Below are 25673 nucleotides of genomic sequence, written 5' to 3' on the forward strand. Positions count from 1 at the left end.
AGAAATGCTTCAGGGTTTTTTGTATCCATAACCCAGATTTTATTGTATCTTTGCAACTGGTTAAATCTAATTATATTGTTTTTTTAATTATCGAATAAGTATGAGAACACGCATCTTACACCGTTGGAAAACGGTTTGTCTAGGGGGATTATTGGGTATTTCGTCATTATGTGCACAAGCAGATGGAACAGGCTATACGCCCGCTCCAGAGAATCTGCAAGCCCGAAAGGAATTTCAGGATGGCAAGTTTGGCATCTTTCTGCACTGGGGAATTTATAGCATGTTTGGGCAGGGAGAATGGTATATGAATACCGACAACATTGATTGCCATGAGTATGCAAAGGCTGCGTCAGGATTTTATCCTTCACGTTTTAATGCGCAGGAGTGGGTAGCTGCAATCAAGGCTTCCGGAGCCAAATATATCTGTATTACTTCCCGTCATCATGATGGCTTTTCTATGTTTGATACGAAATATTCAGACTATGACATCGTGGATGCCACTCCTTTTAAACGAGATGTGATAAAGGAGCTGGCGGAAGAGTGCCGCAAGCAGGGAATAAGACTGCATTTATATTATTCACATCTGGACTGGACGCGTGAAGATTATTATCCGTTGGGAAGAACGGGGCATGGAACCGGACGTACCTCACATGGAGAATGGGCAACTTATTATCAGTTCATGAATCATCAGCTTACGGAATTGCTGACTAACTATGGTCCGATTGGTGCTATCTGGTTTGATGGAATGTGGGATCAGCCCGATGGCTTTGACTGGAAATTGGAAGAACAGTATAAACTGATTCACAAATTACAGCCTGCATGTTTGATTGGAAACAATCATCATAAAACACCTTACCCAGGTGAAGACTTTCAGATGTTTGAACGTGACCTTCCCGGTGAGAATAAAGCAGGACTGTCTGGACAGTCTGTAAGTGCGCTTCCGTTGGAAACTTGTGAAACGATGAATGGCATGTGGGGGTACAAAATAAAAGACCAGAATTATAAGTCGGTTACCGATTTGGTTCGTCTGCTGGTACGTGCGGCAGGTAAAGGAGCTAATCTGCTGATGAATATCGGCCCTCAGCCTAATGGAGAATTGCCGTCTGTAGCTGTTGAACGCTTGAAAGGAGTGGGAGAGTGGATGTCGAAATATGGGGAAACCATTTATGGCACTACTGCAGGAAATGTAATGAGTGCTTCGTGGGGGACCACTACCCGTAAGGATAATATGCTTTATGTACATCTGTTAGCAGATCGTATGCCTCAGTTCGTGACCTTGCCGGTGACGGAAAAAGTTATTTCTTCTACTTTGTTCGGTACCGGTGAAAAAGTAAAATGGGAGAAAATTCAAGGTGGCATCGTATTGCATACAGAAAATTTGAAACCTTCTGTAGACTGTATTGTGGCCTTAAAACTGAAATAATTTGAATTTAAAATAAGAAAAAAGGATTGTCTGACACTTTAATAGTTGTGACAATCCTTTTTCTTGTTTATATTTACCACAAGAAAAACGAAATATCATGGTGATAAAAACAATTTTGGATACAGATTTATATAAGTTTACTACTTCATACGCTTATATAAAGTTATTCCCTTATGCCATTGGAACCTTTACTTTTAAAGATAGGGATGAGACTGAATATACGGAAGGATTTCTGGAAGCCTTGAAAAATGAAATCCATAATCTGGAAATGGTGAAACTGACATCGGAAGAGCAGGAATACATGACAACCCATTGTCGTTTTCTGCCCAGTGTGTATTGGGAGTGGCTTTCTTCCTTCCGGTTTGACCCGAATAAAATAGAAGTATGGTTGGATGAGCACCATCACTTACAGATGACGGTGACCGATTACCTGTATAAGGTAACTCTTTATGAAGTGCCGCTACTGGCCATTGTTTCTGAAATAAAAAATCAATTTCTGAATCGCATTCCAGACAAGCAGGCAATATTGGCAAAACTGGCCGAAAAGGTGAACCTGTCGAATGCACACCAAATGCCTTTCTCCGAGTTTGGTACACGCCGACGTTTCTCTTTTGACGTGCAGAAGCTGGTGGTGGAATATCTGAAGGAACATGCACAGTATTGTACCGGTACATCCAACTGTCACCTTGCCATGAAATATGATATGCGCCCTATGGGTACCCATCCTCATGAATGGTTTATGTTTCACGGAGCTCAGTTTGGTTACAAGCACGCCAACTATATGGCATTGGAGAACTGGGTAAACGTGTATGATGGTGATTTGGGGACAGCCCTGTCTGATACCTATACATCTGATTCATTCCTCAGCAATTTCAGCCGGAAGCAGGCAAAGTTGTTTGACGGTGTACGTTGTGATTCCGGCGATGAATACGAATTTATAGAGCGGTTGATAGCCCGGTACAAGGAGTTAGGCATTGACCCGACTACCAAAACGATTATCTTCAGTAATGCATTAGATTTCGAGAAGGCACTGAAGATTTATCAGTATTGCCAGGGAAAAATCCGCTGTTCCTTTGGTATCGGTACCAACTTGACGAACGACACAGGTTATCAGCCATCTAACATTGTGATGAAATTATCACGCTGCAAGATGAGTCAGAGTCAGGAATGGCGTGAATGTGTCAAGCTTTCGGACGATATGGGCAAGCATATGGGAAGCATGACAGAGGTAGAAGCCTGTCTGCATGAGCTACGTTTGCTTACAGAATGATAGATTTATAGTCTGTTGCTTTTGTTTGTGTGAATTTGTTGTTTAAATAATGAAAAAACTTTCTTTTTATTTTCTTATTTCAAAATATTGTATACCTTTGCAGCATCTAAAACGAAACGTATAAAACGAACGATTATGAACAACTTGTTTTTACATATTTTGCTATGCGGTCTGATTAATCTGCTGGAAAGCCCAGTGGGAAGTGAGTCGTGCGCATACTGATAGTAAAAATGAAATGATATCAAGCCTTTCTCACTTCCTTGTGCGAAAGGCTTTTTTTTGAGATAACAAGAAATAAAAAGATAATATTATGAGTGACAGATTATTTATTTTTGATACGACTCTTCGCGATGGGGAGCAGGTACCGGGATGCCAGTTGAACACAGTGGAAAAGATTCAGGTGGCAAAGCAGCTGGAAGCATTAGGTGTGGATGTAATTGAAGCCGGTTTTCCGATTTCAAGTCCGGGAGATTTTAATTCTGTAATTGAAATTTCTAAAGCGGTGACTTGGCCGACTATCTGTGCGTTGACTCGTGCTGTGCAGAAAGATATTGATGTAGCGGCAGAAGCCCTGCAATATGCCAAACATAAACGTATTCATACGGGAATCGGTACTTCTGATTCGCATATCAAGTATAAATTCAATTCTACCCGTGAAGAAATTATTGAACGTGCAGTAGCTGCCGTGAAATATGCAAGACGTTACGTAGATGACGTGGAGTTTTACGCAGAAGATGCCGGACGTACGGACAATGAATATCTGGCACGCGTAGTAGAAGCAGTAATTAAGGCTGGAGCTACAGTAGTGAACATTCCGGATACCACAGGCTATTGTTTGCCTGATGAATATGGTGCAAAAATCAAATACCTGATGGAGCATGTCAACGGAATAGACAAAGCAATTATCTCTACTCACTGTCATAACGATTTGGGCATGGCTACAGCCAATACCATCAGCGGAGTGTTGAACGGTGCCCGACAGGTGGAAGTAACCATTAACGGTATTGGTGAACGTGCCGGAAATACCTCGTTGGAAGAAGTGGCCATGATTTTACGTTGTCACCATGACATTCAGATTGATACCAATATCAATACACAGAAAATCTATCCTACCAGCCGCATGGTGTCCAGTTTGATGAACATGCCGGTACAGCCTAACAAGGCTATCGTGGGACGTAATGCCTTTGCGCATTCTTCGGGTATCCATCAGGACGGTGTGCTGAAAAATGTGCAGACTTACGAAATCATTGACCCGAAGGATGTGGGTATCGATGATAATGCCATTGTGCTGACTGCACGTAGCGGACGTGCTGCCTTGAAGCATCGTTTGCATGTGCTGGGAGTGGAAATGACTCAGGAAAAACTGGATAAGGTATATGAGGATTTCTTGAAACTGGCTGACAAGAAAAAGGATATCACAGACGATGACATCTTGGTATTGGCAGGAGCCGACCGTAATGTGAACCACCATATCAAACTGGAATACCTGCAAGTGACAAGTGGTGTGGGTGTTCGTTCGGTAGCCAGTCTTGGACTGAATATCAGCGGAGAGCACTTTGAAGCAGCTGCTACAGGTAATGGACCGGTGGATGCCGCTATCAAGGCTGTGAAACAGATTATCAAACGCCAGATGACTTTGAAAGAGTTCACTATTCAGGCCATCAGCAAGGGTAGTGACGATGTGGGTAAAGTACACATGCAGGTGGAATACGACGGCCAGATGTATTATGGCTTTGGCGCAAACACCGACATCATTGCCGCATCAGTAGAAGCATATATCGATTGTATCAATAAATTCAGAAAATAATAAATTAAACGAGAAACGTATGGCTAATACATTATTCGACAAAATATGGGATGCACACATCGTGCAGAAGGTGGAAGACGGACCTACCCAGTTGTATATCGACCGTCTGTACTGTCATGAGGTAACCAGTCCGCAGGCTTTTGCCGGGATGCGTGCCCGTGGATTGAAGTGCTTCCGTCCGGAACGTATCTATTGTATGCCGGACCACAATACACCGACTCATGACCAGGACAAACCTATCGAAGATCCTGTATCTAAGGCACAGGTAGATGCGCTGGCAAAGAATGCAGCCGATTTCGGACTGACGCATTTCGGAATGATGAACAAGAAAAACGGTATTATCCATGTGGTTGGTCCGGAACGAGGACTGACACTGCCGGGCATGACGATTGTGTGTGGTGACTCACATACTTCTACTCATGGAGCGATGGGAGCAGTGGCTTTTGGTATCGGTACCAGTGAAGTGGAAATGGTAATGGCTTCACAGTGTATCCTTCAGGCACGTCCCAAGACCATGCGTATCACGATTGACGGTAAGCTGGGCAAAGGTGTTACGGCAAAGGACGTTGCATTGTACATGATGTCAAAAATGACCACAAGCGGTGCGACCGGATATTTTGTGGAATATGCAGGTGAAGCTATTCGCAGTCTGACCATGGAAGGACGTCTCACATTGTGCAACTTGTCGATTGAAATGGGAGCCCGTGGAGGTATGATTGCTCCGGATGAAGTGACCTTTGAATACATCAAAGGACGTGAATATGCTCCTAAGGGTGAAGAATGGGATAAGGCCCTGGCTTACTGGAAAACATTGAAGAGCGACGACGATGCCGTATTTGACAAGGAAGTACGTTATGACGCTGCAGATATTCAGCCGATGATTACTTACGGAACCAATCCGGGAATGGGCATGGCTGTTACATCGGATATTCCTACCACGGAAGGCATGAGTGAAGTAGAAAAAGGCTCTTTCGAAAAATCCATGCAATACATGGGATTCCAGCCGGGTGAAAGTCTGCTGGGTAAAAAAGTAGATTATGTGTTCTTGGGAGCTTGTACCAACGGACGTATTGAAGACTTCCGTGCGTTTGCTTCTATCGTGAAGGGAAGAAAGAAAGCTGATAATATCACTGCATGGCTGGTTCCGGGTTCTTGGATGGTAGACGAACAGATTCGTCAGGAAGGACTTGACAAAGTGTTGGAGGAAGCTGGATTTGAAATCCGTCAGCCGGGATGTTCTGCTTGTCTGGCCATGAACGACGACAAGATTCCTGCCGGAAAATATTCAGTATCTACAAGTAATAGAAACTTTGAAGGACGCCAGGGACCGGGTTCACGTACCTTGCTGGCAAGTCCGTTGACTGCGGCTGCCGCTGCCGTAACCGGTGTGATAACAGATCCAAGAACGTTAATGTAAAAAATGAGTGTCATGAAACAGAAATTCAATATCATAACAAGTACTTGTATCCCTTTGCCATTGGAAAATGTGGATACTGACCAGATTATCCCGGCACGCTTCCTGAAAGCAACTACACGCGATGAAAAATTCTTTGGAGACAATTTGTTTCGCGACTGGCGTTATCATCCGGATGGTTCGCTGAACAAGGATTTTGTGCTGAACAATCCTAAATACAGCGGACAGATTTTAGTGGCCGGAAAGAACTTCGGTAGCGGTTCCAGCCGTGAACACGCTGCGTGGGCTATTGCCGGATATGGTTTTCGGGTGGTAGTTTCAAGCTTCTTTGCCGATATTCATAAGAACAATGAACTGAATAACTTTGTTTTGCCGGTGGTGGTAAGCGAAGAGTTCTTGAAAGAGCTGTTTGCTTCGATTGAAGCAGACCCTCAGACGGAAGTAGAGGTGAACTTACCGGCACAGACTATTACCAACAAAGCAACCGGAAAGTCTGAAACATTTGAAATCAATGTTTATAAGAAGCATTGTTTGATGAACGGACTGGATGACATTGACTTCTTGGTAGAGAACAAAGATAAGATAGAGGCTTTTGAAAAGGCACGCAACTGACCGTAAAAAAGAGTGATTATGAATAATCATCCGAGAATAGAGATAATGGACACTACGTTACGCGACGGAGAACAGACCAGTGGCGTATCGTTTGTCCCTCACGAGAAGTTGATGATAGCCCGTTTGTTGCTGGAGGATTTAAAGGTAGACCGAATCGAAGTTGCTTCAGCCCGCGTGTCGGATGGTGAATTCAATGCAGTAAAAATGATTTGTGACTGGGCTGCACGCAGAGGTTTACTGCAGCGGGTAGAAGTCCTGGGATTCGTTGACGGAAAGATGTCGGTCGACTGGATTCATGATGCGGGAGGACAGGTCATCAACTTGCTTTCGAAAGGCTCTGAAAAGCATTGCCGCTATCAGTTGAAGAAGACTTTGGAGGAACATCTGGCTGACATACGGAATACGGTAGACTATGCGCACGAAAGAGGGCTTGAAGTCAATTTGTATCTGGAAGACTGGAGTAATGGTATTAAGGATTCACCGGACTATGTATTCGGATTGGTAGATGGTTTGCGCGACATCGGTATCCGTCGTTTCATGCTTCCTGATACCTTGGGAATTCTCAATCCCTTGCAGGTCATCGAATTCATGCGTAAAATGAAAAAGCGTTATCCAGACCTTCATTTTGATTTTCATGCGCACAATGACTATGATTTGGCTGTAAGTAACGTATTAGCAGCTGTATTGAGTGGGGTGAAAGGATTGCATACTACCATTAACGGGTTGGGAGAACGGGCCGGTAATGCCCCTCTGGCCAGTGTGCAGGCTATCTTGAAAGACCATTTTCATGCCATTACGCGCATCGATGAAAGTCGCTTGAATGATGTGAGTCGTGTAGTGGAATCTTATTCCGGTGTGACGATTCCGGCCAACAAGCCCATTGTGGGAGAGAGTGTGTTTACACAGGTGGCTGGCGTACATGCCGATGGAGACAATAAGAATAAACTCTACTTCAACGACCTGCTTCCGGAGCGTTTCGGACGTGTGCGTGAATATGCCTTAGGAAAAAATTCCGGGAAAGCCAACATCCGTAAGAATCTGGAGAGTATGGGCCTGGAACTGGATGAAGAATCCATGCGCAAAGTCACCGAACGAATCATTGAACTGGGCGATCGTAAAGAACTGGTCACTCCCGAGGATTTGCCGTATATCATCAGTGACGTGTTGAAGCACGATGGCATACAGAATAAGGTGAAATTGCTTAGTTACTTTGTAACCCTCGCCAAAGGATTGAAGCCGATGGCCACGCTTAGCATTGAGATTAACGGGAAAACCTATCAGGAAAGTTCCAGCGGCGACGGACAGTACGATGCTTTTGTACGTGCGTTGCGCAAGATATATAAAGGTACATTAGGAAGAAAATTCCCGATGTTACTGAACTATGCTGTGACTATTCCTCCTGGCGGACGTACGGATGCCTTTGTGCAGACTGTTATCACCTGGAATTATGAGGATAAGGAGTTCCGTACAAGAGGATTTGATGCCGACCAGACAGAAGCAGCCATCAAGGCGACAATTAAAATGTTGAACATGATAGAAGATTTAAATTAAAAGCATACAATTATGGATTTTAAAATAGCAGTATTAGCCGGTGACGGAATCGGACCGGAAATCTCCGTTCAGGGAGTAGATGTAATGACAGCCGTTTGTGAGAAGTTTGGTCACAAGGTGGATTATAAATATGCACTTTGTGGAGCACATGCTATCGATGAAGTAGGTGATCCGTTCCCTGAAGAAACTTATCAGATTTGTAAGGATGCCGATGCTGTGTTGTTCTCAGCAGTAGGTGACCCGAAATTTGACAATGACCCGACCGCAAAGGTACGTCCGGAACAGGGATTGCTGGCTATGCGTAAAAAACTGGGACTTTTTGCCAATATTCGTCCGGTACAGACCTTCAAGTGTCTGGTGCACAAATCTCCGTTGAAAGCCGAACTGGTAGACGGTGCAGATTTTCTCTGTATCCGCGAACTGACAGGCGGTATGTATTTCGGAGAAAAATACCAGGATAATGACAAGGCATACGATACAAACATGTATACTCGTCCGGAAATTGAACGAATCTTGAAGGTTGGCTTTGAATATGCGATGAAACGTCGTAAACACCTGACTGTGGTAGATAAAGCTAATGTATTGGCTTCTTCTCGTTTGTGGCGTCAGATTGCACAGGAGATGGCTCCTCAGTATCCGGAAGTGACAACTGACTACATGTTTGTGGATAATGCAGCCATGAAGATGATTCAGGAACCCAAGTTCTTTGATGTAATGGTTACAGAAAATACGTTCGGCGATATTTTGACAGACGAAGGTTCAGTAATCAGCGGCTCAATGGGCTTGTTGCCTTCGGCTTCTACAGGCGAGAGCACACCGGTGTTTGAACCGATTCACGGTTCATGGCCACAGGCAAAGGGACTGAATATTGCCAATCCGTTGGCACAGATTCTTTCCGTAGCCATGTTGTTTGAATATTTCGATTGTAAGGAGGAAGGTGCACTTATCCGTCGTGTAGTAGATGCTTCTTTGGATGCCAATGTACGCACTCCGGAAATTCAGGTAGAAGGCGGAGCAAAATATGGAACCAAAGAAGTTGGTGCTTGGATTGTAGACTATATTAAGAAGGCGTAAAACGAAATATCTTATTAAATAGAAGAAAGGGAGGTCGCTTCATGGCAGACCTCCCTTTTTATGTTTAAAACTTCTTGACTCGGATGTGGCAGTAAGGTTCTCCTCCTGTCTTGTCATAATAGTGCTGGTGATAATCTTCAGCCGGCCAGAATTCGGATGCCGGAGTAAGGCGGGTATTTACCTCGTAGCCTTTTTCTCTTAGCAGCTGGATGATTGCTTCAGCTTCTGCTTTCTGCGCTTCGTTCAGGTAGAAAATCTCACTTCGGTACTGCGGACCTATGTCAGGACCTTGTCCGTCTGTCTGTGCCGGGTCGTGTATCTCGAAGAAAAGTTTGCATAATTCCTTGTAAGTGGTCTGCTCCGCATCGTATTCCACTAATACAGCTTCGGCATGCCCTGTAGTGTGTGCTTTTACTTCCTGATAAGTTGGGTGTTGTTCTTTTCCTCCCGTATATCCTACTGTGCTGCGAATAACTCTCTTGGCTCTCTCCATCTGATGTTGTACCCCCCAGAAGCATCCGCAGGCAAAAATGGCTTTTTCTATTTTCATGATAATTGTCTGTTTAATGATTGTTCAAACTTACAAAAAAATATTGTAATCCCTCCTGAGTTAGAGGAAGAAATACTACCTTCGTTACAAATTCAAACGAAAGAAGAAATGAAATACATTGTGTGGATTCTTTGTGTATGGGTACTCAGCCTTCCTTTGCAGGCCCAGTCATATAACGATGTGGTAGAGCAGGCAATGGACTGTGTGAAAAAGGACAGTCTTGTGCAGGCGGAACGTCTTTTCAGGCAAGCACTGAAAATGGAACCGGATAATGCCCGGAATGCCCTGCTGTTTTCGAATTTAGGTACGGTGCAGAAGCGCATGGGAAAGACGGATGAGGCCATTGAATCCTATACGTTAGCACTGAATATCATACCCTATTCTACCACCATGTTATTGAACCGGGCTGCTCTCTATCTGGAAAAAGATTTGATGCAAAAGGCTTATCTGGATTATTGTAATGTGATAGACCTTTTACCCAAAAATCTGGAAGCCCGTCTTTTTCGTGCCTATATTTACATGCAACGTCGCGAATATAAAGAAGCACGTGTGGACTACAATGTAGTGCTGGAGCAGGATGTGAAAAACAAGACAGCACGTATCGGGATTATCATGCTGGATGAGAAGGAAGGACGGCATCAGTCGGCGATGGACGCTATGAACCTGCTGGTTTCAGATTACCCTCGTGATGTATCCATACTTCGGATGCGGGCCAATATGGAGTGGGAACACGGACAGGCAGAGGCTGCTTTGTTCGATTTAGATGAAGTCTTGAAACTTGACCCGCGGGATGCTTCTTGCTATGTGATGAAGGGAGATATTTGTTTGCAGCAGAAAAAAAAGGCAGAAGCACGAGAGGCGTACGAAAAAGCGTTGGAGTTGGGAGTTTCTCGGGCTGAATTGGCTGAAAAACTGAAACAATGTAAATAGTATTCAATAAAAACTTTCGTTTTTGTTTGTACTTTTTAAAAAGTTTTTGCTATCTTTGCCTGAAATAGGTGAAGTGTGATGCAAATTCGTTCGGTTATAAAATTGGGAGTAGTGCTTTCCGTGGTACTTTTTTGTATCGGGATTGCTTTTTATGGTTTTGCCCGTTTGAGTATGGCCGACAAGGAAAACCGTGTGGATATTTTTGAATTTGTTCCTAAAGACTGTGCGGGCATTCTTGAAACGGATAACATTGATAATTTTATGCATGTCTTTTCGCAGGCTGCATATTCTTCCCAGTTGGACACGCTTCATCGTGCGGGCTTAATGAATGACATCTTGAGTGATTTGAGCCGTTATTCTTCTGCAGCAGCCCATGGGCTTTCCTATCAAATGAATCATGTAGTAATTAGTTTTCATCGTCCTCATACTGCCATGGATGTGGTGGCTTATTTCCGCATAGGAAAAGAAGGGAAACACCAGCTTATTGAGGCGGTAAAAGGGAAGCATGGTGCTGATTTCGTACCCAAGAAAGAAACTTATCGCGGTAAGAAAATAGAAATTTATCCGCTCAGTTCTACGCGATATCTGTCAGTGTACACTACAGACGGACTGGTAGTGGTCAGCTATCAGAAAAAACTGATAGAGCAGGTGATTGATGCGGTGAAGGATAATAATTCGCTTCGTGAAGATTCTGTTTTTACTTCTATTCATCATACTCAGCCGGCAAGCTTTATTACGATTTATGGGCGTACACCTTCCGTTCCATTCTTAGGAAAAGAATCCTGTCATAGCTGGAGTGAATATGACATTCATTTGAACAGCGAAGTATTCTATCTGAGCGGGCTGATGAAAGAAGAGCAGGCTGATTGTCTAGACCGTATGTTGCAGGCTGTCCATACAGTTCCTGTAGTTTCTGAGTCGGACAGTTTGCTTGTAGTATCGGGGCGTGAACGGGTAGACTCTTGTATTTCCAAGGTAATCGCCTCTCCTTCTCATACCTTGTTTGACGAGTGTGTGTCAAATTTATCGCGTGACGCTTCCTATATTATGGTGGCTGATATGGAAAAAGTGGCAGCTGCCCCAGAGCAGTTTGCTTCATATCTTCCTCCATTCTTTATTCGTCATGCCGATTTATTCCGCTCTTTTATTCTTTCTATACAGTTTACGGAAGTAAACAATCGCTTGTCGCATATCTTTGTGTTTACGTATAAAGAGTAATCGGATTTATCTTAATCGGTTCTTTTCAAAATGAGGTCCTGCCTTGAGGTGGAAATAAAGTAGTGATACTACTGTCAGTGAGGCTCCGAACAGGTAGGCTATTTTGAAGGTGGCTATTTCGGCCAAATATCCTCCAGTAAGCATACCTATACCCAAACCAACATCCCATGAGGTCAGGTAGGTGCTGGTAGCTGTGCCACGCTGGCTGTTGGGGGCTAAGTTCACAAACAGGGTGTTGTAGGCCGGAAACATGGTACCAAATCCTATTCCTAACAGCAGTGAAATCAGAAAGAAAATTCCCGTAGTCAGTTCTAAATTCCAGTTGACCAACCATCCGCATGCGGTCAGGGCGAAGTAACATCCACTTACCAGATACAATCCTGCCGCAATTACTTTGGTGACTAATCCTTTGTCGACAAGTCGGCCACTGAACAGGCGGCTCACTGCCATGCCGACAGCCATCAGCGTAAAGAAGAATCCGGTTTCTGCCGTAATACCTATTTCTTGCGCATACATAGCCACGTAGTTGGTAGTCATTCCATAAGGAATGGAGAGTAGCAGGAGGGTGAATCCGGCAGGAAGTCCTTTCAGCAGAATGAAGCGGTCGAGCGATATAGGGGCACGCTTCACTGGAGCCTTATAAGGTGTGCGGACGGTCCAAGCTGCTATAAATCCGATTACACATGAACCGAGCGCATACGAGAAAATAGTCGTATAAGAAGCACCTCCACTGTGCAGAAACAGACCGAACATGGGGCCGATAGACATGGCAATGTTATTGGTCAGTCCGTAGTAACCCAATCCTTCTCCCCGTCGGGAAGACGGCATGATGTCGATAACCAGCGTGTTTCCTCCTACCGTAACCATACCGAACGAAAATCCGTGTACAATGCGGAAGATAATAAATAAGGTCAGCGCTGTTGCAGTCATATAGCCGGCAAAAATCAGTGTAAAAATGAAATAAGCCAGCAGGTATAATGGTTTCCGGGCAAATGTATCCAGAATATACCCGGAGAAGGGACGGATACATAAAGAGGAAATCGTATAGCAGGAAAGAATGACTCCAATAGCGGTATGTGAAGTGTGGAATACTTCCGACAAGTAAAACGGAAGGATGGGAGTAAGGAGCCAAAATCCGAAATAGAGCAGGAAGTTGGCAGCCAGGATGGCACAGAAACTCGGGGTGACAAGTCTTTCTTTTTCCATATTTCGCCGAAAGAAAAAGGGGAGATGGCAGGTTTGAATAGATAAACACGGATTACACTAAGGAAGTCGATACCTCCGGTGTAATCCGTGTTCTTATGATGATGTTACGATAAATCAGTTAGCTGATTCAAATTCTTCAAGGAAGCGTGTGTCATTTTCAGAGAACATACGCAAGTCTTTAACTTTGTATTTCAGGTTGGTGATACGTTCCACTCCCATACCGAATGCATAACCGGTGTAGACTTTACTGTCGATACCGTTTGCTTCCAGTACAGCCGGGTCTACCATACCGCATCCCAAAATTTCTACCCATCCAGTATATTTACAGAACGGACAGCCTTCGCCACCACAGATGTCGCAGCTGATATCCATTTCAGCACTGGGTTCTGTGAACGGGAAGTAAGACGGACGAAGACGGATTTTAGTTTCCGGACCGAACATTTCTTGTGCAAACTGCAGCAATACCTGTTTTAAGTCTGTAAATGAAACGTTCTTGTCGATATACAGACCTTCTACCTGATGGAAGAAGCAGTGTGCACGGTAGCTGATAGCTTCATTACGATATACACGTCCCGGACAGATTACACGGATAGGAGGCTGTGATACTTCCATCACACGGCTCTGTACAGAAGAGGTGTGTGTACGAAGAATGATGTCAGGGTGACTTTCAATGAAGAATGTATCCTGCATGTCGCGTGCGGGATGGTCTTCTGCAAAGTTCATGGAAGAGAATACATGCCAGTCATCTTCTACTTCCGGACCGTCGGCAATAGTAAAGCCCATACGGCTGAAAATGTCGATGATTTCATTGCGGACAATCGTCAACGGATGACGTGTTCCAAGATTAACCGGGTAAGCCGTACGGGTCAGGTCAAGTTCGGCAGCTCCGTTGTCCTGGTTATCGAATGCTTCTTTTAAGGTTGCAATCCGTTCCTGTGCAAGGTTCTTCAACTCATTTAATTTCATACCTACTTCTTTCTTCTGTTCAGCAGGTACATTACGGAAGTCAGCCATCAGTGCGTTGATGGCACCTTTTTTGCTCAGGTATTTGATTCGTAACGCTTCCAGTTCTTCTGGATTCTGCGCTGTGAGTCCTTTTACTTCCTGAAGCAACTGTTCTATTTTTGCTAACATATCTCTTCTTTAATTATTTTGTTTGCAAAGGTAAGGATTTAAACTGAAAAATTCAGTTTTTCATCCAACAAAAAAGAAAACTCTTGTTTCATGAAACAATGATACGAAAAAAAAAGGTATTTTTGCGGCGATATTTGAGGAGACCAGATGAAGAGACTAATCATTGGGTGCTGTCTGCTGGTGCTGATGGCATCTTGCGGAGGAGGACAGAAGAAAGTCGATCCTTTTGCCGCGTTGACAGAACAAATTGATTCCATGAAAGTTCTGCCTGATTCGATTCAGGATACCACTGTGGTGGAAGAACAGATACCTGCTTCGGCTGACGAGAGTTTTGCCGACTTTTTCTATAATTTCGCTTCGGATGCAAAGTTCCAGCGGTCGCGCGTGGTATTTCCTTTCTCATTGTACAAAGGCAAACAGGTGAAGCGTATTCAAAAAGAGGAGTGGAAACACGATCCTTTATTTAGTCGCGAACAGGCCTATACGGTGCTTTTCGATAAGGAAGAGGATATGGAAATGGAAAAAGACACCAGTATGCACAGCGTACAGGTGGACTGGATTTTTCTGACAGAGAAAAAAATCAAGCGTTATTATTTTGAGCGGAAAAAAGATTCCTGGTTTCTCGAAGCCATTAATGTAGAAAAAATGGCAGAAGAACACGATGGAAAAGAGGATTTCTATACCTTTTATGAACGTTTTTCGCGCGACTCACTTTTCCAGCAGGAGCGTCTGCATGAACCTTTGTATTTTGTAACGGCTGACCCCGAAGATGAATTTCAGATATTGGAAACCACACTGGAGCCGGGACAATGGTTTGCTTTTCGTCCTCCGATGATAAAGGGTAAAATGACCAATGTACACTACGGCCAGCCTGAAAATATACATTCCGACTATAAGGTAGTAGAATTCAAAGGCTTTGGAAACGGCTTTAGTAATACCCTCTATTTTGAACGGCGTGAAAACATCTGGCAACTTATCCGGTTTGAAGATTTGAGCGATTGATGCATTATGAAAAACTATACAAATTACTCATTGCTTCCTTATAATACATTCGGAATGGATGTAAAGGCAGCTCGTTTCGTAGAATATGAATCAGTGAATGAACTGCTCTGCTTTTTGAAAGAGTGGAAAGCACAAAAGACTCCTCTTTTACATGTAGGAAGGGGAAGTAATCTGTTGTTTGTGTCCGATTATCAAGGAACCGTTTTGCATTCAGGCATTAAAGGAATGCAGGTGGTAAGTGAAATCGACGAGTGGGTGGAGATACGCGTCGGTGCCGGTGAAGTGTGGGATGACTTTGTAGACTACACAGTTAAGCAGGGATGGTATGGTGCCGAGAATCTGTCTTTGATACCTGGAGAGGTAGGGGCTTCGGCCGTGCAGAATATCGGAGCGTATGGAGTAGAAGCTAAGGATTTGATTGTGTCGGTCGAAACGGTAGCGGTGAATGATGGAACCACTCGTCTTTTCAAGCAAGATGAGTGTGGATATGCGTACCGTGAAAGTATATTTAAACGGGAGTTGAAAGGGCTTTACATTGTGACTTATGTCACTTATCGCCTGAAAAAACAGCCGGAGTTTCATCTGGATTATGGAAATATCCGGTCCGAACTGGAGAAGGAGGGAGGAGTGTTGTCACTGGAAAAACTTCGTCGTGTGATTATACGTATCCGTGAGGCGAAACTTCCCGATCCGGAAAAGATAGGAAATGCCGGCAGTTTCTTTATGAATCCCATTGTACCGCTTGCACAATTTGAAGATTTGCTCAAGGAATATCCTGATATGCCTTTTTATAAAGTAGGTGCCGATCGTGTAAAAATTCCTGCAGGATGGATGATTGACCGTTGCGGATGGAAGGGCAAACGGCTGGGAAATGCCGGAGTACATGACAAGCAGGCATTGGTGTTGGTGAATCTGGGAGGAGCTACCGGAAGTGAAGTAGTCAAGCTGGCAGAAGAAGTCGTTCGTTCTGTGAAAGAAAAATTTGGAGTGGCCATTCATCCGGAAGTGAACTTTATTGGAGTAAAACAATGAAAATAACAATTTTAGGAAGCGGAACGTCTACGGGAGTGCCTCAGGTGGGATGTACTTGTAAAGTATGTACAAGTTCCGACCCGCGTGACAACCGTTTGCGTTGTTCCGGTCTGGTAGAAGTAAACGGAGTACGCATTCTTATCGACTGCGGCCCGGATTTTCGCGAACAGATGCTTCGGCTGAATGATTTTCGTGCGATAGACGGAGTACTGATTACCCATGAACATTATGACCATGTGGGTGGTCTGGACGATTTGCGACCTTTCTGTCAGTTTCGTGACATTCCGGTGTATGCGGAAGATTACACTGCCACTCGTTTGAAGAACCGCATGCCTTATTGCTTTACGGAAAACCTTTATCCCGGTGTACCTCATATTCCCTTGAATTATATTAAAGAAGGCGAACCGTTCGTCGTTTCTAATGTAGCCGGAAATCAGGTGGAAGTAATTCCTTTCCGCGTGATGCATGGAAAGCTTCCGATTATGGGCTTCCGTATCGGAGGTATGGCCTGGATTACCGATATGCTGCATCTTCCTGAAAGTTCATACGCGTACCTGAAAGGATTGGATTGTCTGGTGATGAATGCCCTGCGTATTGAATACCATTGGACGCACCAGTCTTTGTCCGCAGCATTGGAGCAGACAGCCCGTATTGCAGCTGGAAAAACCTACTTTATTCACATGAGCCATCAGATAGGTTTGCATGCGGAAGTGCAGGAACAGTTGCCGGAAAATGTGTTCCTGACATACGATGGACTTGTGATAGAATGGGATGAGGCAGGGGAGAAGAAATAACTCATAAGATAAATTAATACACCTATCATGCTTTTTTATTGATAAATCTGTATCTTTGTGCCCTATTAAGTAGACATTTAAGTAGAAAAAATCAAAATAATAGGAAAAATGGCACAAGAAGACGTTTTCAAGAAACTTGTTTCGCATTGTAAAGAATATGGTTTTGTATTCCCGTCAAGTGATATTTATGATGGGCTGGGAGCCGTATATGATTACGGTCAGAACGGTGTGGAACTGAAAAACAATATCAAACAATACTGGTGGCAGAGCATGGTGCTGTTGCACGACAACATCGTAGGTATTGACTCTGCTATCTTCATGCACCCTACTATCTGGAAGGCTTCTGGTCATGTAGATGCTTTCAATGACCCTTTGATTGACAACCGTGATTCAAAGAAGCGCTATCGTGCCGATGTCTTGATTGAAGATCAAATTGCTAAATACGACGAGAAAATCAATAAAGAAGTAGCGAAGGCTGCCAAGAAATACGGAGAAGCATTCAATGAAGAAGAGTTCCGTAGCACCAATGCACGTGTGCTGGAACATCAGGCAAAACGTGATGCATTGCATGAACGTTATTCAAAGGCTATGAATGCCAACGACCTGGCCGAACTTCGTCAGATTATTCTGGATGAAGAAATCGTATGTCCGATTTCTGGTACAAAGAACTGGACAGAAGTTCGTCAGTTCAACCTGATGTTTACCACTGAAATGGGATCTACTGCAGACGGTGCCATGAAGGTATACCTGCGTCCGGAAACTGCTCAGGGTATTTTTGTGAACTACCTGAACGTACAGAAAACAGGACGTATGAAGATTCCGTTCGGTATTGCACAGATTGGTAAGGCTTTCCGTAATGAAATTGTAGCTCGTCAGTTCATCTTCCGTATGCGTGAGTTCGAACAGATGGAAATGCAGTTCTTCGTAAAACCGGGCACAGAACTTGACTGGTTCAAGAAATGGAAAGAAATCCGTTTGAAATGGCATAAGGCACTGGGCTTCGGTGACGACCACTATCGTTATCATGACCATGAAAAACTGGCTCACTATGCCAATGCAGCTACGGATATTGAATTCCTGATGCCGTTCGGATTCAAGGAAGTAGAAGGTATCCACTCACGTACTAACTTTGACTTGAGCCAGCACGAAAAATTCTCAGGAAAGAGCATCAAGTACTTTGATCCGGAAATCAACGAAAGCTACACTCCGTATGTCATCGAAACTTCTATCGGTGTAGACCGTATGTTCCTGAGCGTGATGAGTGCGGCTTATCATGAAGAAAAACTGGAAAATGGTGAAACTCGTGTGGTATTGAAATTGCCTGCAGCTTTGGCACCGGTGAAACTGGCTGTCATGCCGTTGGTAAAGAAAGACGGTCTGCCTGAAAAGGCTCGTGAAATCGTGAACGACCTGAAATTCCACTTCCACTGCCAGTACGATGAAAAAGATTCTATCGGAAAGCGTTACCGTCGTCAGGATGCCATCGGTACTCCGTACTGTATCACCATCGACCATCAGACATTGGAAGACAACTGCGTAACTCTGCGTAACCGTGACACTATGGAACAGGAACGTGTGGCTATTGCAGATTTGAATAATATCATTGCAGACAAGGTAAGCATCACCAGCTTGCTGAAAACATTGCAGTAATAAATTAAACTACATGAACAAGAACCTATTTTGGCTGATTGCCCTGCTATTTACTCTTTCTTTCGGCTTTATGTCGTGTGCAGAAGACACTACAGTGGAAGATCCGTATGCGAATTGGGATGACCGTAATGTGCGATATTTGGACTCCATTGCGGATGTGGCCCGTGCAAACGAAATTCCCGAACTTAATGAAGTTGAAAAATGGGTAATAAAGTGTAATTATAAAATTTCGAATGAAAGTTCGCTGAATCCGGGATTAGGAGGAAGTTCGGTTAGTTCGAATCCATTTGAAACTCCTCCCAGTGTGAATGATTCTGTATACATGAAAGTTTTGGAAGTGGGAGAAGGAGATGGAAATTCTCCTTTGTTCACGGATACCGTAAGTGTGTACTATCGTGGAAAGTTGATTAATGGAACCGTGTTCGATCAGAATTATTCGGGAGATTTGAATACGGAGGTACATGTACCTACTCATTTTGCATTGCAGGCCAAACAGTCAGATGGTGTATTCGGTGACGGATTGATTGTTGGTTGGATTACTGCATTGCAATATATGAAAGAAGGTGACCGGGTGGAATTATATATCCCGTCAGCTCTTGGATATGGTACGCAAGGTCAGTCATCTATTCCAGCCAATTCCGTGTTGAAATTTGATTTGAAACTGGAAAAAGTGATTCATCCTGATGGCTTAGAAAGCTATAGCTTGAAAGTTGACTGATTATAAATAATAAGTACAGATTGGAAAGACGGTGAGGAAGTGGTTTAGATACACTTCTTCACCGCTTTTTTTATGATATAAGTTGCTCTTGCCAGTACTTCCTTGGAAGTACTGGAGTACTGCTTAGGGAGTACTGAAGTATTTTCGGGGAAGTACTGCAGTACTGGCTTGGAAGTACTGAGACTTTGACTTTTCCTGATGCGACTCTTTTGTTTGTTAGGAGATTTCTTCGTATTTTTGTGCCCGACAGAAAAAGAATGAAGCAGATTTTAGGTACATATTGTTTGCTGTTGGTCAGCCTGTGGGTGCTGGTGGTAGGTGTGTTTCCACACCATCATCACAATGAGGCGTTTTGTGTCAGTCCGGATATGGAGACTTGCGCCTCGTCATCGCATGACGGATGCGAAGGACGACACCATTGTGCAGGAGATGCCGACAAGCATGCGTGCGACATCAGTTGTGTCACCCACCTGTCTTTTTCTGTTCCTCATCATTTGCCGGATTTTACACCGGACTATACATTCTATACGTTGATTTATCTGTCATCCCTTTGTTTGGAAGCTCCATCTGTTTCCTTTGAACGAGGGGATATGATTTCCTATTACGTAGAAAAACTGCACGCACGGCATTTTTCTGCCGTTCGCAATTTCCGTGCACCTCCTTTTGCTGTTGTAGCTTGATTTTTAGGGAAGTTACTGCACTTTGCAACCTGCTTGCAACGTGTAGAATTTATTTTTGCAAACAAAAAACAACAGTATTCAATGAAAAACTATATTTTGACAGGAACATTGTGTATGTTCCTTTTTGGGGGATGCGGAGAACACGCACACGACCATGAGCATGAAGGTCATGACCATGAAGCGGAAATACATGCAGAAGAAAAAACAGCTCATTCAGATGAAATCGTACTGACGCCGGAGAAAGCAGAAGCGGCTGGGGTGGAAGCTGAAGTGGTTCACCCGGGAGCCTTTCGGGAAGTGATACAGGCTGGCGGACAGATTCTGTCGGCACAAGGCCAGGAGGAAACGGTGGTAGCGGCTTCCTCGGGAGTGGTGTCTTTCTCCCGCAAAATTGCGGAAGGAATTGAAGTGGGCAAGGGCAGTGAACTGCTGAGTGTATCTGCCGAGCACATTCAGGAGGGTGACCCCGTGAGAAAGGCAAAGGTGGCCTATGAAAAAGCCAAGGAAGAATACGAACGTGCAGAGAAACTGGTAGGCAGCCAGATTGTGTCGCAAAAAGAATTTGCGGCTTTGCGTGAGGCATACCAGAATGCCCGTCTGGCATACGAGGCTTTGCTGCCCAGCAAGTCGGGTAAAGGAGTAGCCGTGAAGGCACCTATCGGCGGGTTCGTGAAGAATTGTCTGGTGAAGGAAGGCGATTACGTAACGATAGGACAGCCGTTGATGACGGTGACTCAGATGCGCCGCTTGGTGCTGAAGGCCGATGTGTCGGAACGTTATTATGCACAACTTCCTCGCATTGTGTCGGCTAACTTCAAGACACCTTATAATAATAAAGTCTACAGCCTGGAGAACTTGGGCGGAAAAGTGCTTTCGTTTGGAAAATCATCAGGCGATACGTCTTATTATGTACCGGTGACATTCGAATTTGACAACCGTGGCGACATGGTTCCAGGTGCATTTGTGGAAGTCTTCCTGCTGTCGGGTGAACGTCAGGGAGTCATCAGCCTGCCGGAATCGGCACTGACCGAAGAACAGGGACTTTATTTTGTGTACCTGAAACTCGACGACGAGTGTTATAAGAAACAAGAAGTACAATTAGGAACTTCCAACGGAGAGCGGGTAGAAATTCTTTCCGGTCTGAAAGACGGAGATACCGTGGTGACCCGTGGTGCCATTCATGTGAAACTGGCTGCCGCTTCCAATGCCATTCCGGCTCATTCACACAACCATTAAAAGTGACACGCTATGCTGAATAAAATTATACAATTTTCGCTACAGAACCGCTTGCTGGTTCTGGTGGCTTCGGTGTTGTTGCTGATAGGAGGAACCTATACAGCTTTCCATACCGAAGTGGACGTGTTCCCTGACTTGAATGCGCCTACCGTAGTGGTGATGACCGAAGCCAACGGGATGGCTGCCGAAGAGGTAGAACAGCTGGTTACTTTCCCGATAGAGACTGCCGTAAACGGGGCTACTCATGTACGCAGGGTACGTTCTTCCTCTACCACGGGATTTTCTGTCGTATGGGTGGAATTTGAGTGGGATACCGACATCTACCTGGCACGCCAGATTGTGTCGGAAAAATTAGCGGCGGCGGGCGAGGACTTGCCCGACAATGTGGGTAAACCGACATTGGGCCCTCAGTCGTCTATCTTAGGAGAGCTGTTGATTGTGGGACTGACTTCCGACTCCACTTCCATGCAGGATTTGCGTACTATGGCCGACTGGACCATCCGTCCGCGTCTGCTGTCTACCGGAGGTGTGGCTCAGGTAGCTGTACTGGGAGGCGACATCAAGGAATATCAGATTCTGGTTCATCCGGACCGTATGCGCCACTACGGCGTGACGTTGGGCGAAGTGATGGAAGTGTCACGAGGCATGAACCAGAACACCAACGGAGGAGTCATTTATGAATACGGAAATGAATACATCGTGCGTGGAGTCATCTCTACCGACGATGTGCGTAAGTTGGGACGTGCTGTCATCAAGACTACTCCAGACGGGGCACCCATTACCTTGGAGGATGTGGCCGATGTACGTATCGGGTCACAGCAACCCAAGTTGGGACTGGCTTCTGAAAAAGGAAAGCCGGCGGTACTCATTACGGTGACCAAGCAACCGAATACCGGAACCATTGAGCTGACCGAAAAACTGGAAGCCGCTTTGGCCGATTTGCAGAAGAACTTGCCGAAGGATGTACATATCTCTACCGACATTTTCCGTCAGTCACGTTTTATTGAAAGTTCTATCAGCAACGTGCAGGATTCACTTTACGAAGGTGCCATTTTCGTAGTGATTGTGCTGTTCCTGTTCCTGGCCAACACACGTACTACGATTATTTCACTGATAACCCTTCCCTTGTCGCTTGTGGTAGCCATCCTGACCTTGCATTACCTGGGACTTAGTATCAATACCATGAGTCTGGGTGGTATGGCCATAGCCATCGGTTCGCTGGTGGACGATGCCATTGTGGACGTGGAAAATGTATGGAAGCATCTGCGTGAAAACCGTCAGTTGCCGTTAGCGGAACGGAAACCGGTACGGGAAGTTGTCTTTCAGGCTTCACGTGAGGTACGTATGCCTATTCTGAACTCTACGTTGATTATCATTGTCAGCTTTATTCCTCTTTTCTTTCTGAGCGGAATGGAAGGACGTATGCTGGTGCCGCTGGGTATTTCTTTTATCGTGTCTTTGTTTGCTTCTACGATAGTAGCTTTGACCCTGACTCCGGTACTTTGCAGCTACTTGTTGGGTAAAAATACGTTCAAGGGAGAGGGATTGCCCAAGGAAGCCTTCCTTGCTGTATGGCTGAAGAAATATTATGAGCGTGCCTTGCTCTGGGCGCTGGAACATAAGAAGACGGTATTGGGAGGAACGATAGCTTTCTTTATCGTGGCGTTAGGAATTTTCTTTACCTTGGGACACAGCTTCCTTCCTTCTTTCAATGAAGGTTCCTTCACCATCAATGTCAGTTCATTGCCGGGTATTTCACTGGAAGAATCCGACAAGATAGGCCGTCAGGCAGAGGAACTGCTGCTTTCGATTCCTGAAATTCAGACCGTAGCCCGTAAGACTGGACGTGCGGAACTGGATGAACATGCGCTGGGAGTGAATGTATCCGAAATAGAAGCACCTTTTGAACTGAAAGACCGCTCGCATGCCGAATTATTGGATGAAGTGCGTCACAAACTGTCGGTCATTACGGGTGCCAACATTGAAATCGGGCAGCCCATCAGCCATCGTATTGATGCCATGTTGAGCGGTACACAGGCCAGCATTGCCATCAAGCTGTTCGGCGACGACCTGAACCGGATGTTTGCCATCGGTAACCAGATAAAGGAGGCGGTGAGTGATGTAGAAGGAATTGCCGACCTGAATGTGGAGCAGCAGATTGAGCGTCCGGAACTGAAGATTGTGCCGAAGCGTGAAATGTTGGCCAAGTACGGTATTTCGTTGCCGCAGTTCAGTGAGTTTGTCACGGTTAACATGGCCGGTGAGGTCGTGTCGCAGGTATATGAACAGGGAAAGACCTTTAACCTGGTGGTACGTGCTGCAGAATCTGACCGTGGTACGATGGAACGTGTCAAGGAACTGATGATTGACGATGCACAAGGCCGGAAGATTCCTCTTTCATACGTGGCAGATGTGACTTCTTCTATGGGTCCCAATACCATCAACCGTGAGAACGTAAAACGAAAAATTGTAATCTCGGCCAATACCAGCGGGCGTGACCTGCGCAGTGTGGTGAACGACATCCAGCACCGGGTAGAAGAAAAAATCAGCTTGCCGGAAGGGTATCATATAGAATACGGCGGACAGTTTGAAAGTGAACAGGCTGCCAGTCGTACCTTGTTGCTGACTTCCCTGATGAGCATTGCAGTGATTTTCCTGTTGCTGTACATGCAGTTCCACGATGCGGCAGAGAGTGGCGTTATCCTGTTGAATCTGCCTTTGGCCCTGATTGGAGGAGTCTTTGCCCTCTTCCTGACTACGGGTGAAGTCAGCATTCCAGCCATTATCGGTTTCATCTCGTTGTTCGGAATCGCTACCCGTAACGGAATGCTGCTTGTCACACACTACAATCTGTTGCGTGAAGAACAGCAGTTGGGAGTGCGTGAAAGTGTGGTGCGCGGTTCGCTCGACCGTCTGAATCCGATTCTGATGACGGCTCTTTCCTCTGCTTTTGCATTGATTCCGCTGGCTTTGCGCGGCGATTTGCCGGGAAATGAAATTCAGAGTCCGATGGCGAAGGTCATTCTGGGAGGTCTGCTGACTTCTACTTTCCTGAATGCGTTTGTCATTCCTATTGTGTACGAGTTAATGAACCGGAAGAAAAACCTTAAAAGAACAGAAGAATGAAAAAAATAGGATGGATGTGGCTTGCAGGACTGGCATTTGCCAGCAGCGTGCAGGCACAGAAAATAGAAGAAGTATTGCAGTCTGTAGAGCAGAATAACAAGGAACTGCAGGCGGTCTTTCATTCTACGGAAGCTGCCAAGATGGAAGTGCAGACGCAGAATAACCTGGAAGACCCCAGTGTGGAGTACAGCCCGTTTTTTGCTAAAGGAATAGATGGAATGGCCAGTTCGGAACTGGTGGTGACACAGGGATTTGATTTCCCGACCTTGTATGCGGCACGTAATCGTTCCGGGAAACTGCAGAAAGATGTGCTCGACCGTCAGCAGCAGGCGCTTCGCCGTGATATTCTGCTACAGGCCAAGAATCTGTGTCTCGACTTGATTCGCCTGAATCAGGAGCAGGCTTTGCTCATGGAACGGCAGAAAAATGCCGATGCCCTGTTGCAGTTGTTTGAAAAGCGTTTGAAAGAAGGAGATGCGAATGCCTTGGAGGTGAATAAAATCAAGATGGAACGCATGAAGGTGCAGACGGAAGTGGCACAGAACCATGCGGCACATCGTACGGCACTTCAGCAACTGCTGGCGATGAACGGTAACCTCCCGTTGGAGTTTGCAGAAGACCGTTATCCGGCAGTGGAAGCTATTCGTGACTATCATACATTGTATAACGAAGTAATGATGCAGGATGCAGACCTTCAGGCGGCAGATGCGGCTTCCCGTGCGGCTGAGGAACAGGTAAGCGTGAACAAGCAGAACTGGTTGCCCAAGCTGGAGGTAGGTTACCGTCGCAATACGTCGGTAGGTGAGAAAAGCAACGGTTTTCTGGTGGGAGGAAGTTTCCCGATATTTTCTAACCGGAAGAAACTGAAGATTGCCAAGGCACAGGCTTTGAGTGCCAATCTGCAACTGGACAATACCCGCTTGCAGGTGGAAGCAAGAATACAGGGACAGTTCAATGAAATGCAGCAGCTTCAGGAGGCAATGCAGGCTTACGATGTGCCTTTGATGCATCATACTCTCCGCTTGCTTTATGATGCCGTGACTGCCGGACAACTTTCGATTATTGACTTCTATGTAGAGGCCGATAACGTGTACGGCAACCTGCAAAGTTATATTACCCTTGAAAACCAGTATCAGAAACTGATGGCGGATATTTATAAAAACCGTCTTTGATAGGTTCTAAAAAAATCCGTCCCCGGTAATTTATCGCTAATTACCGGGGGCGATTTTTTAGTCAAGTCAGTTTG

Annotated in this window: 21 protein-coding genes; 18 read left to right on the top strand and 3 right to left on the bottom strand. The window is 45.1% G+C overall.

Annotated elements, in window-relative coordinates; all coding sequences use genetic code 11:
* Window positions 1–100: 100 nt before the first annotated feature.
* From DXD04_RS02285 to leuB, 7 genes are all read left to right on the top strand, one after another.
* The gene (locus DXD04_RS02285) at window positions 101–1423 is read left to right on the top strand and encodes an alpha-L-fucosidase (protein WP_117670517.1); all 1323 of its coding nucleotides are present in this window, start codon (window positions 101–103) and stop codon (window positions 1421–1423) included.
* Window positions 1424–1520: 97 nt separating this feature from the next.
* Entirely contained in the window at window positions 1521–2693 is a 1173-nt protein-coding gene (gene pncB, locus DXD04_RS02290) for a nicotinate phosphoribosyltransferase (protein ID WP_117670519.1), read from the top strand.
* Window positions 2694–3003: 310 nt separating this feature from the next.
* Window positions 3004–4500, top strand: coding sequence for a 2-isopropylmalate synthase (locus DXD04_RS02295; RefSeq protein WP_117670521.1), 1497 nt, complete (start codon window positions 3004–3006; stop codon window positions 4498–4500).
* A gap of 19 nt (window positions 4501–4519) precedes the next feature.
* On the top strand, window positions 4520–5917 hold the full coding sequence (leuC, locus tag DXD04_RS02300; RefSeq protein WP_117670523.1) for a 3-isopropylmalate dehydratase large subunit: 1398 nt from the start codon (window positions 4520–4522) through the stop codon (window positions 5915–5917).
* 12 nt (window positions 5918–5929) lie between these two features.
* Entirely contained in the window at window positions 5930–6526 is a 597-nt protein-coding gene (gene leuD / locus DXD04_RS02305; RefSeq protein WP_117670749.1) for a 3-isopropylmalate dehydratase small subunit, read from the top strand.
* 18 nt (window positions 6527–6544) lie between these two features.
* Complete coding sequence (locus DXD04_RS02310; protein WP_117670525.1) at window positions 6545–8077, top strand: alpha-isopropylmalate synthase regulatory domain-containing protein; 1533 nt, start codon at window positions 6545–6547, stop codon at window positions 8075–8077.
* A 12-nt stretch (window positions 8078–8089) separates the two neighbouring features.
* On the top strand, window positions 8090–9151 hold the full coding sequence (gene leuB / locus DXD04_RS02315) for a 3-isopropylmalate dehydrogenase (protein ID WP_117670527.1): 1062 nt from the start codon (window positions 8090–8092) through the stop codon (window positions 9149–9151).
* Window positions 9152–9215: 64 nt separating this feature from the next.
* On the opposite strand, the gene msrA is transcribed toward leuB, so the two are convergent.
* Window positions 9216–9701, bottom strand: a complete 486-nt coding sequence (msrA, locus tag DXD04_RS02320; protein WP_117670751.1) for a peptide-methionine (S)-S-oxide reductase MsrA — start codon at window positions 9699–9701, stop codon at window positions 9216–9218.
* A 108-nt stretch (window positions 9702–9809) separates the two neighbouring features.
* Between msrA and DXD04_RS02325 the strand changes: the two genes are divergently transcribed.
* Window positions 9810–10631 (top strand): tetratricopeptide repeat protein, encoded by an 822-nt coding sequence (locus tag DXD04_RS02325; RefSeq protein WP_119193919.1) that lies wholly within the window; start codon window positions 9810–9812, stop codon window positions 10629–10631.
* A 78-nt stretch (window positions 10632–10709) separates the two neighbouring features.
* A complete protein-coding gene (locus tag DXD04_RS02330) occupies window positions 10710–11849 on the top strand; it encodes a DUF3352 domain-containing protein (RefSeq protein ID WP_117670531.1) in 1140 nt (379 codons plus the stop codon).
* A 6-nt stretch (window positions 11850–11855) separates the two neighbouring features.
* Here DXD04_RS02330 and DXD04_RS02335 read toward each other — a convergent pair whose 3' ends face one another.
* Window positions 11856–13055 carry an MFS transporter gene (locus DXD04_RS02335; protein ID WP_117670533.1) on the bottom strand — a complete coding sequence of 400 codons (1200 nt, stop codon included), beginning with the start codon at window positions 13053–13055 and terminating at the stop codon, window positions 11856–11858.
* A 114-nt stretch (window positions 13056–13169) separates the two neighbouring features.
* Window positions 13170–14189, bottom strand: a complete 1020-nt coding sequence (gene pheS / locus DXD04_RS02340) for a phenylalanine--tRNA ligase subunit alpha (RefSeq protein WP_007560786.1) — start codon at window positions 14187–14189, stop codon at window positions 13170–13172.
* A gap of 147 nt (window positions 14190–14336) precedes the next feature.
* Here pheS and DXD04_RS02345 point away from each other — a divergent pair, with 147 nt between their 5' ends.
* The 9 genes from DXD04_RS02345 to DXD04_RS02385 all read left to right on the top strand — a co-directional run bounded on the left by DXD04_RS02345 (window position 14337) and on the right by DXD04_RS02385 (window position 25599).
* Window positions 14337–15191 carry a DUF4348 domain-containing protein gene (locus DXD04_RS02345; protein ID WP_117670535.1) on the top strand — a complete coding sequence of 285 codons (855 nt, stop codon included), beginning with the start codon at window positions 14337–14339 and terminating at the stop codon, window positions 15189–15191.
* Between the two features lie 6 nt (window positions 15192–15197).
* Window positions 15198–16223, top strand: a complete 1026-nt coding sequence (gene murB, locus DXD04_RS02350) for a UDP-N-acetylmuramate dehydrogenase (RefSeq protein ID WP_117670537.1) — start codon at window positions 15198–15200, stop codon at window positions 16221–16223.
* Window positions 16220–17017, top strand: coding sequence for an MBL fold metallo-hydrolase (locus DXD04_RS02355; protein WP_022052844.1), 798 nt, complete (start codon window positions 16220–16222; stop codon window positions 17015–17017). Before murB ends, DXD04_RS02355 begins: the two co-directional genes overlap by 4 nt.
* 108 nt (window positions 17018–17125) lie before the next feature.
* Window positions 17126–18667 (top strand): glycine--tRNA ligase, encoded by a 1542-nt coding sequence (locus DXD04_RS02360; RefSeq protein WP_117670539.1) that lies wholly within the window; start codon window positions 17126–17128, stop codon window positions 18665–18667.
* Between the two features lie 13 nt (window positions 18668–18680).
* Window positions 18681–19385: a BamJ family beta-barrel-assembly machinery protein gene (locus tag DXD04_RS02365; protein ID WP_117670541.1), complete on the top strand. Its 705-nt coding sequence runs from the start codon at window positions 18681–18683 to the stop codon at window positions 19383–19385.
* Window positions 19386–19642: 257 nt separating this feature from the next.
* On the top strand, window positions 19643–20065 hold the full coding sequence (locus DXD04_RS02370) for a DUF6769 family protein (protein ID WP_117670543.1): 423 nt from the start codon (window positions 19643–19645) through the stop codon (window positions 20063–20065).
* A gap of 81 nt (window positions 20066–20146) precedes the next feature.
* Complete coding sequence (locus DXD04_RS02375) at window positions 20147–21301, top strand: efflux RND transporter periplasmic adaptor subunit (RefSeq protein ID WP_117670753.1); 1155 nt, start codon at window positions 20147–20149, stop codon at window positions 21299–21301.
* Window positions 21302–21313: 12 nt separating this feature from the next.
* The gene (locus DXD04_RS02380) at window positions 21314–24427 is read left to right on the top strand and encodes an efflux RND transporter permease subunit (protein ID WP_117670545.1); all 3114 of its coding nucleotides are present in this window, start codon (window positions 21314–21316) and stop codon (window positions 24425–24427) included.
* Window positions 24424–25599: a TolC family protein gene (locus tag DXD04_RS02385; RefSeq protein WP_117670547.1), complete on the top strand. Its 1176-nt coding sequence runs from the start codon at window positions 24424–24426 to the stop codon at window positions 25597–25599. Before DXD04_RS02380 ends, DXD04_RS02385 begins: the two co-directional genes overlap by 4 nt.
* Window positions 25600–25673: the final 74 nt, after the last annotated feature.

This window comes from Phocaeicola plebeius (assembly GCF_003437535.1).
Classification (GTDB): domain Bacteria; phylum Bacteroidota; class Bacteroidia; order Bacteroidales; family Bacteroidaceae; genus Phocaeicola; species Phocaeicola plebeius_A.